A 15,855-nucleotide genomic window follows, 5' to 3' on the forward strand; every position below is an offset into this window, starting at 1 on the left:
GAAAATAGACTGGGAGGCTAAAGCCTCCTTGCCCCTTTCATCCCCGGACTAAAGTCGCGGGGTTTTCAGGATATTATAACTGCGTGGAAGAAACCTTTGAGATTGTGGAAAAAGCCCTCGCAGAACTTGGCGAAATCGAAATCAAATATCGAGTTCCCGAACCCGCTTGGCACGGTCAATCGCAGTGCTTCTGCCGGCTGAAAGAAATCCCGCCGTTTTTGCTAATTGATTTCGCCGTTTTTCGGCGCAGCCGCCGCAACGATTTTCTGGAAATAGAGAGACACGGGAAAGTGCCGATCGCCTTTGACAAAGCTAATCTAATTGTACCGCATCCTGTCGATAAAAGCAAACATTTATCTACAATGCAGTCGAGATTAAACGACCTTAAAATCAGTTTCGATTTGCTGCAACCTCTGGTAAAAAAAGAGATTTATCGCGGACATTTAGTAGATGCGATCGGCAACTATCACAATTGGACGCTTCTACCCTTAGTCGAACTGTTGGGCATGATTTACCGTCCCCACAGATACGATTTTGAACTAAAATATTTCAGCCGAGACTTTCCGCGCCCAATAGTCGATCGCGTCACACCGCTTTTCTGCATTGCCAACCTTGAAGATTTGGCAGCAAAACAGCAGATAGCTGAGGCTTTTTTTGCAGAAAGTTTACCGCTTGCACAAGCTAATTTTTCCTCTGACAATGCCCTAACACTACCGCAATAGGCTCAAATTTTAGTACCGAAAGCGATTAATATAGTATTATCAACTTATATCTTGCACCATTGTCAATACTCCTTTTTTGAACAGGCAAGATGCCTGTTCCACAATAAAATCTACTCTTTGTGGAACGGGCATCTTGCCCGTTCTTGAGAAAGATGCAAGATGTGAGCTCAACTTTAAAGATTAACATCCCATGACAAAACTCAGCGTCAACATCAACAGAATCGCCCTCCTCAGAAACTCTCGAAACATCGGTATCCCCAGTGTTACCGAAGCCGCAAAAACAGTAATTGCTGCCGGAGCTCATGGCGTTACAGTCCATCCTCGCCCCGACGAAAGGCATATCAAAGCCGCCGATGTTTACGAATTAGCCAAAATGCTAACCGTTGAGTTCAACATCGAAGGAAATCCATTTCAGCCGCCATTTATGGATATAGTTTGCGACGTAAAACCGGCTCAGTGTACCTTGGTGCCGGACGCTCCCGACGTGCTAACATCGGATAGCGGTTGGAATATTCCCGAAAATCGCGATCGGCTCTTACCAATCATTGAAAAATTAAAAGACAACGGCATCAGAGTCAGCTTGTTTATGGACGCAGATGCTGCTCTCATGCCGCTAGCAAAAGAAGTTGGAGCAGACAGAGTAGAACTGTACACGGAACCCTACGCAACTGCTTTTCGCGAAGGTAGAGTAGACTTTGTTTTTCAACAATATGTCTTAGCAGCTAAAGCGGCTCAATCAGCCGGTTTAGGGGTGAATGCCGGACATGATTTAAATTTGCAAAACTTAGCTAAATTTTGCTCTATTCCTGATATACTAGAAGTATCAATTGGTCATGCTTTAATTGCGGAAGCGCTAGAAATGGGGTTGTCCAACACAGTACAAGCTTACCTAAAAATTCTGGCAGGTTCGTAGTACAATTTAACCTCGTGTGGTAGGGCGGATTTGGTAGTGATTAACTGGTTTTTGTCAGAAATAATAACTCAATCCGCTCTACCAAGATACAGTATCAAAATTTACGCAAAAAATGGTTTAATACGCTAGAAATATGCTAAGGTGGGGTTCGCAGCGCCCTAGATAATTAAGCGATCGTCAATCAATTTTAGATTTTAGATTTTAGATTTTAGATTTTAGATTTTAGATTTTAGATTTTAGATTTTAGATTTTAGAATTGAAGCATTGAAGCATTGACCACGGATAAATTCGGGGGGCAAGTTTCATCGGATACAGGTTTTTTATTTCTGGACGGATGAATCACGTGGCGGGTATCCTGGATGCTTGATTGTCAACAATGAAGTAACACTAGGGTTGTCACCCCCTGCTGGTGCTAGCCGTTTTCCAGTAGCAAGGCAGAGCCAGAATCCCAGAGACGGCGTTTTTTGGGTGTGGGCATTTCTTGAGCAAGAACCTCGGAAAAAGCTTTAATTTTCCTCGACTAAATTAGTAATATTCTCTGATGATATTATGCGTAGGTAGTATCATTGAAATGTCTCGACAAATTGAGGCTACTACTTAGCTCCCGCACTGCCAATTTGCTACCAGCAGCTTTTGTGCAAGTACGGGATATTTACTTGTATCCTATATGCTGCTGTAGCCTCTGTGCGATCGCCCGATTTAATCCGGTGAAAACAGGCAAACACAAGTAACCATATACAACTCCTTACCCCCCCCGGAAGTGCGACATGAAAAAACTAATTTTACTGACTGGAATGCTACTCATGATGACGGCAAAATCAGTATTTGCCAGCCCAGTAGCCCCCAAAATTGCACCGAGCGAGCTGATGGCTGCCTCGGAAATTACAGAAACCCTTAACAAACCCGTTACTTCTGAATCAGTTTCAAACCTCGAACCAATCAAGCGAATGTCAACCTCGGAAATCCGAGAAACCATCAACCAACCCACCACCTATATTTTTGAAGGCATCAAAGGGCGAGAACTCACTCTCTCGCTGTGGGCAGGACAACTGACAGCCGAACTGTACAGTCCCAATGGTGAAAATATGGGGGTTATTGAAAAAGGAGATAATCAGTGGATTGGCCAGTTGCCAGAGTCAGGCATCTATCGCGTGCGAGTTACCCCGAAAGGTGAAACCACCAGCTTCGTAATCGGACGCGACTTTAGCGCCAAGTGGACTTATCGGCCCGATCGCGCAATTCCCATAGCATTCAAGGAAAAACAAGCCACAGTCAAACTCAAAATGTCCGGCTACCAAATCCAGCCCATCACGGTTCAAGGCAAGCAGGGGCAGACAATTAGGGTGACAGCTAGCACCAAAAATCTAGATCTGGCGATCGAATCTCCGTCGGGACAACTCCTGGATCAAGGCGAAGGTCAAACTTTTGCTCAACTACCGGAATCCGGCACTTACCGGGTGATCGTAGTTGCCAAGAGGCCGGTCAAGCCCTCAATCCGAGTTTCTGTGCAATAGCAAAGATTCCACAAATACTCTTGAGGGCGATCGAATTTGCGCCGCCCAAAAAAACAGCTCGCCCCATTGGCGAGCTGTTTTTTGTGTAAAATCAACCTTGGATCAGCGCTTCAAAACGTTCTTGTTTCCAAATGCAGCTTAAATCCGGGTCAGCTAAAGCTAGCTCTCGGTATAAATTAGGGATAAACTCAACAGCCCGCTGCAAATTGTCAAGGGCCAAATCAGCAAATCCCAGTAGCGCATAACAGCAAGCTTTATTGTAAAAAGCATTAGCAAAATCAGGAGTTATTTCTAAGACTGTTTCGTAGCAAGCAATCGCCTCAGAGTAGCAGCCTTTTCGCGCCAATTCCACACCCCGGTTGTACCAAATTAAATAATCTTCCAAGGGACGCTCAGATGTGGGAGTAAACTTGGAATTTCTCTGATTTAAACCTACTAATTTCTCCAAAGCAACTCTCCGTTCGCCCACAGCTTCGGCTCTGCCCGGTTGTAGAGCGATCGATCGGCTAAAACTAGCTACTGCTTGTTTGTAAAGTCCCATAGAGTTTGCAGCTATACCGCGATTGTACCAAGCCTTCGCATCGTCAGGCTTAAACTCGATCGCCCGGTCAAAACTGTTGAGCGCCTGATAGTAAAGCTTGAGTTCCAACAGGGCATTACCTCGGTTGTACCACGCCCAAGCAGCCTCCGGGTACAAATTTAAAGAGCGATCAAAACTCAGAACCGCCTTCTCGTACAGCCCCATATCGATCAGCGTCAGTCCCCGGTTGTGCCAAATACTCGCCGCGCACGGACTGAACTCCAGAGCCCGATCAAAACTGTTGAGAGCCTCCAACCAGCGGCCCAACTTTCCTAAAGCAATCGCCCGGTTGTGCCAGCCAAAGCTCGCATTCGGCTCCACCGCCAAGGCCTCATCAAAACTCTTCAGCGCCTCTAAGTGCCGTTCTAATTTCCCCAGAGCCATACCTCGGCCGAACCAAGCCTTATAATGATCTGATTGCAACTTCAAAGCTCTGTTAAAGTTCGCCAGAGCACCATGATCATCGTTAGCTTCGAGGTGGCGCGAGCCCAGATGGTAATACCAAGCCGCTTCCAAGTTTTGAATTAAGTTCATAATATTTTGTATCTATCTTAGGGATGATTCTACATGAAACCATACCTGGAATAAAACTGTAATTCCACTAAAAATATGAAAAATTTGATACAGGGCGATCGCCCGTACACAGTACCCGTAACAACCTCAACAATTTGCGGTCGAAACTAACTATTTTCCTCTAGTAAAAAGCTCTTTTAGCTAACCGCACTCATCGTTTTTTAGAGCTGCTGCGAATTTTAACTCTGCGTGAATCGCGCAACTCTTACCACCGCATCCCGAATTAGGTTTGCAGTTACACAAAAAGTTCTAGGGCGCCCCAAGTCTAACTGCAAATCTCCTAGTGCTAATAGCTTCTACTTCTGGTTGCCCAATTCAAGCAATCACAACCGCTGTTTTAGCATTCTCACTCAACATCAACTGGCCTGTTGCATCAATACTAAAATCTTTCCCCAGCAGAAAACCCTTGCCCATCAACCGCTGGCAAACAACCAGCGCAGTAATCCGGCGAATTTCTTCCATCACGTCAGCAGGAATCAAATAACTCAAACTCCAGATTACGGACTCGCAGTCATACCAAATCAAACGCTCAATACTGACAATCATCAAAGCAGCTACACTGTCAACAGACAGCCGCCCTCTGAGATCCGCAATCAAATCCTTACCAATTAAACTATTGCGAGTCATCATCGCTCTAGCCATCTTCCCAATTTCTTGTTCGAGTTCTAAATGATTCATGCTTGGCACTGGCTTTTATGTTTTTAAAGCACTACTCAGAGTAAAAACAGTAGCCGCTACCAGGCTCTGCCCTAGCGTAGCTGACGCAGGCTCTACCGCAACTCCTTTTAACAAAGTATACCTAAAGAAAGATCAAAAATGTATCTAAAGGCAGATACCAAAATATTTTTTTGACATAAATTGGCAAACCACTTCCCACAAGAGTTTTTGCGAGCAGCAAATTGAGTATTTATGCTCGATCGGGGTCAAAGTAAAGTCGATCGATTTTAGATTTTAGATTTTAGATTTTAGATTGGTAAATTCGATACATACTTAATAAAGTAGTTACTTCGGAGAAAAAACAGCAATGGCTGCAAACCAGGCAGACATCGATATTGCCCCCTTGATCGACTACGGCCTGATCGACCCCACCGCTACGCCAGAGCAAGTAGAACACTGTTGCCAACAAGCAGAGAGATTTGGCTTTGTCACAGTTTGCGTGTATCCCGCCTACGTCAGACAAGCAGTTGAGCTGCTGCACGGCAAACGTCCCAAAGTCTGTACAGTTATAGGTTTTCCCACCGGTGCTTCGACTTCAACGGTGAAAGTTTACGAAGCTCTAGAAGCAGCAGATAATGGAGCCGTAGAGTTAGATGTCTCTGTTAACTTAGGATTGTTGAAAGCGGGAAGAATCGACGAATTCCACCGGGAGTTAGCCCAAATTTGCGAAGAAACAAATCTCACCATCAAAGCAATTATCGAAAGTTCGCTCCTTTCCGATGCCGAAAAACAATTAGCGGCTGAGATTTGCATGGAAGCCGGCGCCGCCTACATCAAAACCAACACTGGCTTTTTTGGCCCGGCGAAAGTTGACGATGTGCGACTGCTGAAGGAAGTTACGAAGGGACGGATTGGGATTAAAGCTGCCGGCGGAATTCGTACTCACGAACAAGCTTTAGATTTGGTAATAGCTGGGGCAACTCGTTTGGGGACTTCTCGCGGCCCGGAATTAATGCGCCAGCGCGATAATTTAGATAAAAGTCATTAGTCATTAGTCATTAGTCATTAGTTATTAGTTATTAGCAATGGCTAATTGGTAATGGCTAATGGGGAATTGGTGCGCCCTTACGCACCCTACAACTAAAAGTTTTGCCTATTGGACTGTTTTTGCTACTGTCTAATAACAATACTTCGGACAGTTTTTGATTGCCAACTGTAGAATGACTGTTCTAGGTCGATCGACCAACGAGGACAATGAAACTGTCCGAAGTATTCTAGTAAATCTAAAATCTAAAATCTAAAATCTAAAATCGAGTGACTCGAACTTACAAAGCAACTGGAATCAATCTTAAGAGTGCACCCATCGGCGAATCCGATCGACTGCTGACAGTTTTGACGCGGGAATTCGGCTTAATTCGAGCCGTAGCACCGGGTGTTCGCAAACAACGATCGACCATTGGCGGCCGAAGCGAATTATTTGTCGTCAACGAATTGCTAATTGCCAAAGGCCGATCGCTCGACAAAATTACCCAAGCCAACACCGTAGAATCCCATCCGGGTTTGAGCCGCAACCTCGGAAAACTCGCAGCGGCGCAATATCTGGCGGAATTGGCGATCGCCAGCGCCCTTTCCGATGAGCCCCAAGAAGACCTGTTTTGGTTGCTGGGCGAACATTTGAGCCGTTTGGAGCGTTTGTCCGATCGCACAGAAATCGAATCCGCCGCCGTGCTGATTGCTCACCTCGCCCACGGCATTTTTCACTTGCTAGCCTTAGCCGGTCTCGCGCCCCAAGTCCAAGTCTGCTGCGCCACCAGAGGGCCGCTCATCCCAAATTTCAGCGATCTGAACTGGCAAACCGGGTTTAGTATACCCTCTGGGGGAACCTTCAGCTTACCCGAACTAGCTAACCTAGAGGCAGAACTCTCTTCAGAAAACGGTAGCTTGTACAAATCCGCCTCCCGTTCCCGGCAAACGAATGGTAGCAAACACTTGACAAATTTCGAGATTAATGCTAAGGAATTAGCAGCGCTGCAACAGTTGGCTAGTCCAGAACTAGGAGAGGGGATTGCCGATCGAACAACTTGGATATCTGTCGAAAATATTTTGCGACAATATGCCCAGTATCATTTAGGTTGCACGATTCGATCGGGAAGCTCGATCGACACCTACCTAGAGAGTTTTGAGTTTTAAATTTTGAGTGTTGACTTAAATAGGTGAAGGGGCGATCGTACATCGCACCCCCAGCCTGCCGGATACCCGAACCTGCCGGCAATTTCAGGTAAATTTTCAAGGTTGTTGCGACATCAGATAATAGATATAGATAAAGTTACGAGATTATTAATAAACTTAGGGGTTAACACCTCAATTTCAAATTCCAATCCCTCCAACCTCCACCATCCCAGGCCATCCACCCCAAATCCTATGATGCGACTGTCTGATTCTGATTTGAGAATATCTGTGTTAGCTGTGACCCACCACAAAATGGAAGAACGAGAAAATTTTCCCGATTTTAGCTCCGAGCCGGTCTTGGCCGATCGACAATGGAGCAACGTCCCAGACCCAGAAATGGATAAATACCCCACAACTCCAGCACCAGACTGGAACAACGGCAATAGCCCACAGCCCGAAGCAATCCCCCCGGTTCCCACATCAGAGTCAGCAGCAGAACTCTCCGAAGCAGTAGCCGAAATTCCCGAAAAACAAACGGGATTTCTGCCAGTGCTCAAAAACCCAAATTTTCTAGCATTGTGGAGTGGGCAAGTTTTTTCCCAACTAGCAGATAAAGTTTATCTCGTACTGACGATCGCCCTCGTAGCCAGCCGCTTTCAAGCGCCAGATCAAACCATCAGCAGGTGGGTATCAGCAATCATGATCGCCTTTACCATACCCGCAGTGCTGTTCGGGGCCGCCGCAGGCGTGTATGTCGATAGGTGGTCGAAAAAAGCAGTGCTAGTCGCCACAAACCTGCTGCGGGGAGCCTTTGTTTTAACATTGCCCGTGCTGCTGTGGCTGTCTGACGGGTGGGAACTCGGTCAACTGCCGCTCGGATTCTGCTTGCTGCTGTTAGTGACATTCCTAGTCTCGACTTTAACTCAATTTTTCGCGCCAGCAGAACAGTCAGTGATTCCCCTAATTGTGGAACGCCGCCACCTGCTATCAGCCAACTCCCTCTACACCACAACCATGATGGGTTCGGTGATTATTGGCTTCGCAGTCGGAGAACCCTTACTAGCTTTAGCCGACACCCTATTTTCCAACCTCGGCGGCGGACTCGGCATCGGCAAAGAATTAGTAGTAGGCGGAAGTTACGCCTTCGCCGGAGTGCTCTTGCTGTCGATGCAAACAGGCGAAAAAAACGAAGTCGAACACGAACCGCCCCACCCCTTAGCAGATTTGCGAGATGGCCTGCGTTACATCAACGATCAACCCAAAGTCCGCAATGCTTTAATTCAACTAATTATTCTATTTTCCATTTTTGCAGCCTTGGCAGTTCTAGCAGTTCGGCTGGCAGAAATCCTCCCCGGTATGAAAGCATCACAATTTGGCTTTTTGCTGGCGGCGGTGGGCGTCGGCATGGCTGCTGGGGCGACGACAGTCGGCTATCTCGGCCACAAATTTTCTCACTCCCAACTGAGTTTAATCGGCTCGATTGGGATGGCACTTGCTCTGATGGCCCTTTCTGCGTTTACAGACCATTTGTGGCTGTCGGTGCTGTTCATTACCCTGTTGGGTTTATTTGCCTCATTGGTGGGAGTGCCGATGCAGACTACAATTCAAGCAGAAACCCCAGAAGAAATGCGGGGAAAAGTCTTCGGGCTGCAAAACAATGCCACTAATATCGCTTTGAGTTTACCGTTGGCTTTGGCCGGGGTAGCAGAAACATTTCTGGGTTTGCCAACAGTATTTTTGGCTTTAGCAGGATTAGCGATGGCTGGGGGTGTCTTAACCTGGTATATTTTCCGTAGCAGTAATAGCAAAGTCGATCGAATCTAAAAAATAACAAACTCTGATTTACTGGAATGCACATCGCTTGGCTAGGAAAAAAATCACCTTTTTGCGGTAACGTCACTTACTCCAGGGAAGTCACCAACGCACTATTAGACCGGGGATACCAGGTTAGTTTTCTGCACTTTGCCCAAGAGGCGGACTCACTGGACAGGAACAATACGGGGTGGAGTATGGCAAATGGTTCATGGGGAAAGGGAATTACTCAAACCTCATATACCACTTCGCTCTCGTCCGCCAGTTGCAACGAAGTCTCTTTACCCTGTCACTACAAATCGCAAATTTATACGATTCCCACTCTCAAGTCCCGCACAGTGCTGATGAAATCTCTGCGGCGGCTCAAACCCGATGTTGTTCACGCTTCCCTGACGCTTTCGCCTTTAGACTTTCTGCTGCCGGAAATTTGTCAAGAATTGAATTTGCCTTTGGTGGCGACTTTTCACCCGCCGTTCGATCGCAAATTGCGGAATTTGACATCGGGAACCCAACACCTGATGTATCAACTGTACGCTCCATTTTTGGCGAACTACGACTCGACGATCGTTTTTTCTCAGATTCAGCGGGATATATTGGTGAAGTTGGGAGTGCCACAGGAACGGGTAGCCGTGATTCCCAACGGCGTGGATGCCATTAAATATTCTCCAGGGCCTTCGGGGTTGAAGTCGGAATTAAAAGCCGATCGAATTTTTGTTTACCAAGGCCGCATTGCCCAGGAGAAAAATGTCGAGGCTTTGCTCAAGGCGTGGAAACACTGTAATTTTGGCCCTGGGAACGTATTGGCGATCGTAGGCGACGGGCCCCTAGCAGCCTCGCTGCAACTGTTTTACGGCGAAGATGATGGCATTGTGTGGCTCGGATTTGTCGCCGAGGAGGAACGCCGCATCGAAATCCTCCGGGGGGCAGACGTATTTATTTTGCCTTCTTTAGTGGAGGGACTGTCGCTGTCGTTGCTGGAAGCGATGGCCTGCGGTTTAGCTTGTTTGGCAACGGATGCCGGTGCTGACGGCGAGGCTTTGGAGGAAGGCGCGGGGATAGTTTTGAACACTCAGCGGGTACGAAGTCAGTTGCAAACCTTGCTGCCGCTGTTTTGCGATCATCCTGAGTTGGGAATGCTGCTTGGTCAAAAAGCACGCCAACGGGCGATGGAGCGATACACTCTCAGTCAGAATATTACTGAGTTGGAAAAGCTGTACTCAGAGGTTTTGCAAAGGCAGCGCGTACTAATTCGCGGTTTAGCATAATTCAGCAGGAAGAAGGAACTCCGAACCCGTTGAAATTAATCCGTGTATTCGTGTCAAAATCCGTGTCGTGCCTTCCTTCTTCCTTCGCATATGACTTATAGAAATCCCGCTCCTACAGTTGATATTATCATCGAATTAGCCGATCGCCCCCATCGCCCGATCGTACTCATCGAACGCCGCAATATTCCCTACGGCTGGGCAATTCCCGGCGGTTTTGTCGATTACGGGGAAGCGGTAGAAACGGCGGCCAAACGCGAAGCTTTAGAAGAAACGAGTTTGAATGTAGAATTAATCGAGCAATTTTACGTTTATTCCGATCCAAATCGCGACGCCCGCAAACACACTATCAGTATTGTATTCTTGGCTTCTGCAACGGGCGAACCTCAAGCCGCCGACGATGCTAAAAGTTTACAAATTTTTGAATCTTGGCAGATTCCTCGTGAGTTGTGTTTCGATCACGATCGCATTTTACGAGATTATTGGCGTTACCGTCATTATGGATTGCGTCCGCGTTTGTAGGAGGGGAGTTTTTGTTTCGTTCATCTCACATCTTGCACCAATGTCAGGAACAGGCAAGATGCCTGTTCCACAAAAAAAACTCAATGTTATTGTGGAACGGGCATCTCGCCCGTCAGGAACAGGCAAGATGCCTGTTCCACAAAAACATTCAATCTTCTTGCAATAATGTCAGCAACAGGCAAGATGCCTGTTCCACAAAAACATTCAATCTTCTTGCAATAATGTCAGCAACAGGCAAGATGCCTGTTCCACAAAAAAAATTAATGTTATTGTGGAACGGGCGTCTCGCCCGTTCTTGAGAATGGTGTAAAATCTGAGTTAATTAAACTAAATTCTATGGCAAGCTTGACAATATTAGGCGGAGGTGCTTGGGGTTCAGCACTGGCAAGTCTGGGAGGCAAAAAAGGCGATCGAGTTAATTTGTGGTCGCGCAGCAGTTCTGTTAATCTAGAATCAGTTATCACAGGTGCGGATGTTGTTGTTTCCGCAGTTTCCATGAAAGGAGTTGGAGCAACGGTCGATCGACTTTTGGCTTTACAGTTAAGTCCCAGTACAATTATAGTTACCGTCACCAAAGGTTTAGACCCCGCGACTACCCGCACTCCATCTCAAATTTGGCAAAATGCCTTTCCTAACAATTCAATTGTGGTACTTTCTGGCCCTAATCTTTCCGAGGAAATTCAGCAAGGATTGCCGGCTGCAACGGTAGCGGCGAGTTCGGATTTAGCGGCGGCCAAGCAAGTGCAAAATATTTACAGTTCTGATATTTTTCGGGTTTATGTGAATGAAGACCCGCTGGGAACTGAGTTAGGTGGAACTTTGAAAAATGTATTTGCGATCGCCGCTGGTGTTTGCGACGGTTTACAATTAGGAACTAATGCTAAATCTGCTTTGCTGACTCGCGCTTTGCCGGAAATGATTCGGGTGGGAGTTCGTTTGGGATCTCGCGCAGAAACTTTTTACGGTTTGTCGGGTTTGGGAGATTTGCTGGCTACTTGCAACAGTCCTTTATCGCGCAATTATCGGGTTGGTTTCGGATTAGCTGAAGGCAAATCTTTAGAGCAAATTTTGCAGGAATTGCAGAGCACTGCTGAGGGAGTCAATACTACTAATGTGTTGATTGATTTGGCCAATCAACGCGGCATAGAAGTGCCTGTTTCTCGTCAAGTTTATCGCTTATTAAATGGTGAAATTACTCCTGAACACGCTGTTTTATCACTGATGGAACGCACTTTAAAACCGGAGTAATATCAAAATAATTACCAGATATTTAAAGCAGCATCACTGAGAATGAGTTTCTTAAAAAAGGCGCTCTAATTTTTTGTACACTTCATCATCGTTACGCTTACCAACTAGAATAATTTCTACCAAATCTTCTTCGGAATTAAAGCTGTAAATAATCCGATACTCGCCACTATCTACCCGATAATAACCCGGATATCCGATTAATTGCTTGCTATCATTAGGTAAAGGATCGACATTCAGCGCTAACACTTTTTTAGCAATTTGAGCCGCTATTTTAGGTGGCAAACCCTTGAGAAAGTCGAGAACTGTTTGTAAACCATCAAGTTTCGCCATTGGCCAGTTGTTTTAGTGTTTCTACAAAGGTTTTAGTACCAACCATTTGAGACTGACTCAGGGCAGATTTTGCTGATGAACCTAAAAGCATATCTTCTAATTCCATCAGCCGCTCTATCAAGCGCTGATAGGCATCAGCGGACATAATTACGTGGCTGGGCTGCGATTTATCTGTGAGTAAAACTGGCTCCACAGCAGCTCGGTTAAAGACTGTCCCCTGTGGATTACATACTTCTGCGAGGGTGTAACTTTGCATGACAGATGTTATGAGCGTGGGTTATGTCTATTTTAGGCAAAATCGGCAGCAACAGGCAAGATGCCTGTTCCACAAAGAATTGATTTTCTTGTGGAACAGGCATCTTGCCTGTTCATAAAAGGCTTATTGAGAATGGTGCAAGATGTGGGATAAATACGATCTATTTACCGCCGTAATAAAAAGCGATTTCTTTCTCTTTCAGCGGTGCAAAGTTTGCCGCAACCAGCATTTTATCGAGTTCCTCTTGTCCGATGTGTTTGACACCGATTCGGACAATGCGCGATCGCATTGTATTTGACACGCCGCTGCGCTGTCTGCCGGCTTCTAATCCCATCACTTGCTGGTAGAGGTCTAATTTTGCTTGCGGAATCGGAGTACCGTCAAAGTCGATTCCAGAGGCGATCGCAACATCGATCGCATCTGCACCAGTTGTAGATTGAGCCGCTGAGTTTGTTTCTGAAGACATTGTGCTGTGTTATCAAAGTTTGCTGTGCCAGCATTTTATCAGAGAAGCTGCTACATAAATTATTCAATCTAAAATCTGGCGTTGCTGATTCACGGTATGAATAAAGTTTTATGGGAAGTTACATAACTCACGATAGTTGGCTTATAGTAATTCCGAAATTTTCCATTCATAAGCTGTTGCGCGTTTAAATTGCATATTCGGGACGGACTCGCGTGCCCATCCCACAATAATTTGAGTGATTTTTGACACACAATTTAAATGGAGAACAGCTTACCTGTATTCAGCAACGCCTAAAATCTAAAATCTAAAATCTAAAATCTAAAATCGATTGACTTCCCTCAAATCGACATTTCCGCCACTAACAATCACGCCAATCCTCGCATTTTCAGCCGGCACAACACCTGAAAGCAAAGCCGCCGCCGCTAACACTCCCGTCGGTTCCACAACTATCTTCATGCGTTCCCACATAAAAAACATTGTGCTGCGAATTGCCTCTTCTGAAACTGTTGCCATATCATCAACATAATGCAGCACCAAAGGAAAGGTTAATTTCCCCAAAGATGGCGTGCGCGCACCATCAGCAATCGTATCCGGGTTAGTAACAGTTTGTAGCGTTTTCGTGCGGAACGATCGCGTCGCATCGTCTGCTTGCTCCGGTTCCACTCCTATTACTTTACACTGCGGAGACAAAGTTTTTGTCGCGATCGCACATCCCGACAGCAAACCCCCGCCCCCACAGCAAACCAGCAGCAAATCCAACTCCCCAACTTCTGCGATTAATTCCAGCGTCGCCGTACCTTGTCCCGCAATCACCCACGCATGATCATAAGGAGGAATAATTGTCAAGTGTCGTTCTGCGGCAATTTTAGCGGTTAACTCTTCGCGGGAAACTTGAGTGCGATCGTACAAAATAATCTCTGCACCGTAGCCACGAGTCGCTTCTTGCTTGACTTTTGGCGCATCTGCCGGCATAACAACAGTAGCAGGAATCTGTAACAACTGGGCGGCAAGGGCGATCGCCTGCGCGTGATTTCCCGAAGAAAAAGTCAGCACTCCCCGCTGTTTTTCAGCTTCAGATAGCTGCATCAAAGCATTGCAAGCACCCCGAAATTTAAACGAGCCCGTGCGCTGAAAGTTTTCGCACTTGAAAAATACCTGAGAATTTGTGCGTTTGTTGAAAGTTTCCGAAGTCAGCACCGGCGTCTTGAAAGCCTTGCCCTGCAAGCGATTTGCCGCCGCCTTCACATCCGCGAAACAGACTGACAAGGGATTTTGGGCACTCATAGATTTTAGATTAGGGCGATCGAGGACTCTATTTGTAGGGTGGGCATTGCCCGCTTCACTCTTACCATTAAACTATAAATTTTTATCATCAGCTTATGAATAATTATCATTAGCTGTGGCGCTTAATGGTTAAAAAAGCTGTGGACTCAAATCAAAGTTATGACAATTTACTATCAACAATTAAAGGGACGTTTGTACTTGCACAGGAGAGGGGTTAATCAATTAGGAGTGACGCATGGGGCCCAGAAACCTGGTTTTTTTACGAAAATACTTCGTTCGCACTCGAAGATGAGGTAAAAAACCCGGTTTCTTTGTCGAAGTGCGTCCATGTGAATACAAATTTAACCACCGCCGGATTAATTGTAGAGAAACGGCACGGCGGAGTGTCCTGATTTTCGGTAATATCAAATCCATTGGCATCGGAATTATTCATCTCTCTCTCCCCTTTCTCTGTATCCTCTGTGTCCTCTGCGGTTTAATCAACCGGAATGGATATAACGGGTAAAATAAACCGGATTGGATGGTGAAATTGCCCTCGCGAGTGCGATCGACTCCAACCATCGACAACAACGGAAAAAAGAACACGGCAATGCCATTTCCCTACCAAAAAAAGAGCAGCTAAATTGTTTAACAATTACCAAAAAAAAGGACACAGCATGGCTGTGTCCTTACCCGTATCTTGTAGGGACACAGCATGGCTGTGTCCCTAACCGTACCGATATCCCGATTAGGATTCTTGCCGTTTAGAACAAGAACAATTCAGTATTACCGGAAATTCCTAAATCGACATTATTGACAGTTGCAAACAAACTGTTACCGCCAACCGTAGAACCGTTGCTATCGTAATACAGTTTAGTAGACAAACCGTCGTAGATAGCCATGATGGACGGGCCGGTTAAAGTTGCTTCGAGCGCAGTTACAGAAACTGTGCTGCTGTAAGCGTAGAAACTCGAAGCCAAAGTCCCTCCGGTTGTAAACGCTGCAAAACCAGTTTTGTCGAGATTAATTACATCATCAGCAATGCTGTAATTGGTAATTACATCCCCGCCGTCAGCAGTAGTTCCGGTGAACACAAACACATCCGCACCAGCACCGCCGTTGAGAACATTGGTTCCCACACCACCGATTAAAGTGTCATTCCCCTCGCCGCCGAAGAGACTGTCGCTACCCGCGCCGCCGAAAATGCTGTCGTTACCTGCATCGCCGGAGATACTGTCGTTACCTGCACCGCCGTCGAAAATATCAGCACTCGATCCGCCGTTCAAGATGTCAGCAAACTCAGTGCCGGTGACGTTATTAGCTGTCGCACTTCCTGTAAATAAGACAGGAGTGGTGAAGTTGTAACCGCCAACACCAGAACCGAAGTTGTTAACTCCGCTTGTCGGGAAAGTACCGGGATTAGTGATTAAATCCACAACGCTACCTGAGTTGGTAGTAGTACCACCCGCAGAAGGTGCGATCGTACCTGTAAATACAAAGTCCGCCGTTCCCAGATTGGTAGCAGCAGTACCCAGATTCGCAATCAAGGTAGAACCACCGACTACGGT

At 46.3% G+C, this 15,855-nt stretch carries 17 protein-coding genes; 9 read left to right on the plus strand and 8 right to left on the minus strand.

The features are described from left to right. Positions 1–83: 83 nt before the first annotated feature. From QUB20_RS14760 to QUB20_RS14770, 3 genes are all read left to right on the plus strand, one after another. Positions 84–722: a nucleotidyltransferase domain-containing protein gene (locus QUB20_RS14760; RefSeq protein ID WP_333246869.1), complete on the plus strand. Its 639-nt coding sequence runs from the start codon at positions 84–86 to the stop codon at positions 720–722. A 190-nt stretch (positions 723–912) separates the two neighbouring features. Then, on the plus strand, positions 913–1,635 hold the full coding sequence (locus QUB20_RS14765; RefSeq protein WP_333204002.1) for a pyridoxine 5'-phosphate synthase: 723 nt from the start codon (positions 913–915) through the stop codon (positions 1,633–1,635). Positions 1,636–2,402: 767 nt separating this feature from the next. Continuing rightward, complete coding sequence (locus QUB20_RS14770) at positions 2,403–3,149, plus strand: hypothetical protein (protein ID WP_333246871.1); 747 nt, start codon at positions 2,403–2,405, stop codon at positions 3,147–3,149. 91 nt (positions 3,150–3,240) lie between these two features. Here the strand turns inward: QUB20_RS14770 and QUB20_RS14775 are convergent, their stop codons facing one another. Beyond that, positions 3,241–4,263 carry a tetratricopeptide repeat protein gene (locus QUB20_RS14775; protein ID WP_333246873.1) on the minus strand — a complete coding sequence of 341 codons (1,023 nt, stop codon included), beginning with the start codon at positions 4,261–4,263 and terminating at the stop codon, positions 3,241–3,243. Between the two features lie 354 nt (positions 4,264–4,617). After that, positions 4,618–4,980 (minus strand): hypothetical protein, encoded by a 363-nt coding sequence (locus QUB20_RS14780; RefSeq protein WP_333058007.1) that lies wholly within the window; start codon positions 4,978–4,980, stop codon positions 4,618–4,620. A gap of 346 nt (positions 4,981–5,326) precedes the next feature. Here QUB20_RS14780 and deoC point away from each other — a divergent pair, with 346 nt between their 5' ends. The 6 genes from deoC (at position 5,327) to QUB20_RS14810 (ending at position 11,972) form a co-directional block, all read left to right on the plus strand. Then, complete coding sequence (gene deoC, locus QUB20_RS14785; RefSeq protein WP_333211823.1) at positions 5,327–6,007, plus strand: deoxyribose-phosphate aldolase; 681 nt, start codon at positions 5,327–5,329, stop codon at positions 6,005–6,007. Between the two features lie 266 nt (positions 6,008–6,273). Beyond that, positions 6,274–7,149: a DNA repair protein RecO gene (gene recO, locus QUB20_RS14790; protein ID WP_333246875.1), complete on the plus strand. Its 876-nt coding sequence runs from the start codon at positions 6,274–6,276 to the stop codon at positions 7,147–7,149. 231 nt (positions 7,150–7,380) lie between these two features. Beyond that, a complete protein-coding gene (locus tag QUB20_RS14795) occupies positions 7,381–8,952 on the plus strand; it encodes an MFS transporter (RefSeq protein ID WP_333246877.1) in 1,572 nt (523 codons plus the stop codon). 26 nt (positions 8,953–8,978) lie between these two features. Further along, a complete protein-coding gene (locus QUB20_RS14800; RefSeq protein WP_333058011.1) occupies positions 8,979–10,205 on the plus strand; it encodes a glycosyltransferase family 4 protein in 1,227 nt (408 codons plus the stop codon). A gap of 90 nt (positions 10,206–10,295) precedes the next feature. Beyond that, the gene (locus tag QUB20_RS14805; protein WP_333245922.1) at positions 10,296–10,724 is read left to right on the plus strand and encodes an NUDIX hydrolase; all 429 of its coding nucleotides are present in this window, start codon (positions 10,296–10,298) and stop codon (positions 10,722–10,724) included. Between the two features lie 336 nt (positions 10,725–11,060). After that, positions 11,061–11,972 (plus strand): NAD(P)H-dependent glycerol-3-phosphate dehydrogenase, encoded by a 912-nt coding sequence (locus tag QUB20_RS14810; protein ID WP_333246881.1) that lies wholly within the window; start codon positions 11,061–11,063, stop codon positions 11,970–11,972. Positions 11,973–12,023: 51 nt separating this feature from the next. Here the strand turns inward: QUB20_RS14810 and QUB20_RS14815 are convergent, their stop codons facing one another. From QUB20_RS14815 to QUB20_RS14840, 6 genes are all read right to left on the minus strand, one after another. Next, complete coding sequence (locus tag QUB20_RS14815; RefSeq protein WP_333211818.1) at positions 12,024–12,302, minus strand: type II toxin-antitoxin system RelE/ParE family toxin; 279 nt, start codon at positions 12,300–12,302, stop codon at positions 12,024–12,026. After that, a complete protein-coding gene (locus QUB20_RS14820; RefSeq protein ID WP_333211817.1) occupies positions 12,289–12,558 on the minus strand; it encodes a type II toxin-antitoxin system Phd/YefM family antitoxin in 270 nt (89 codons plus the stop codon). The genes QUB20_RS14815 and QUB20_RS14820 overlap by 14 nt, the downstream gene beginning before the upstream one ends. A 160-nt stretch (positions 12,559–12,718) precedes the next feature. Further along, positions 12,719–13,024, minus strand: a complete 306-nt coding sequence (locus tag QUB20_RS14825) for a small RNA NsiR4-regulated ssr1528 family protein (protein ID WP_190735614.1) — start codon at positions 13,022–13,024, stop codon at positions 12,719–12,721. A 318-nt stretch (positions 13,025–13,342) separates the two neighbouring features. Continuing rightward, positions 13,343–14,308 carry a threo-3-hydroxy-L-aspartate ammonia-lyase gene (locus QUB20_RS14830; protein ID WP_333246883.1) on the minus strand — a complete coding sequence of 322 codons (966 nt, stop codon included), beginning with the start codon at positions 14,306–14,308 and terminating at the stop codon, positions 13,343–13,345. 259 nt (positions 14,309–14,567) lie between these two features. Next, positions 14,568–14,741, minus strand: coding sequence for a hypothetical protein (locus QUB20_RS14835; RefSeq protein WP_333058015.1), 174 nt, complete (start codon positions 14,739–14,741; stop codon positions 14,568–14,570). A 310-nt stretch (positions 14,742–15,051) separates the two neighbouring features. After that, the coding region (locus QUB20_RS14840; RefSeq protein WP_333291443.1) for a calcium-binding protein at positions 15,052–15,855 on the minus strand (804 nt) is incomplete at its 5' end.

The organism is Microcoleus sp. B4-C2, from assembly GCF_036705265.1.
Lineage (GTDB): Bacteria > Cyanobacteriota > Cyanobacteriia > Cyanobacteriales > Microcoleaceae > Microcoleus.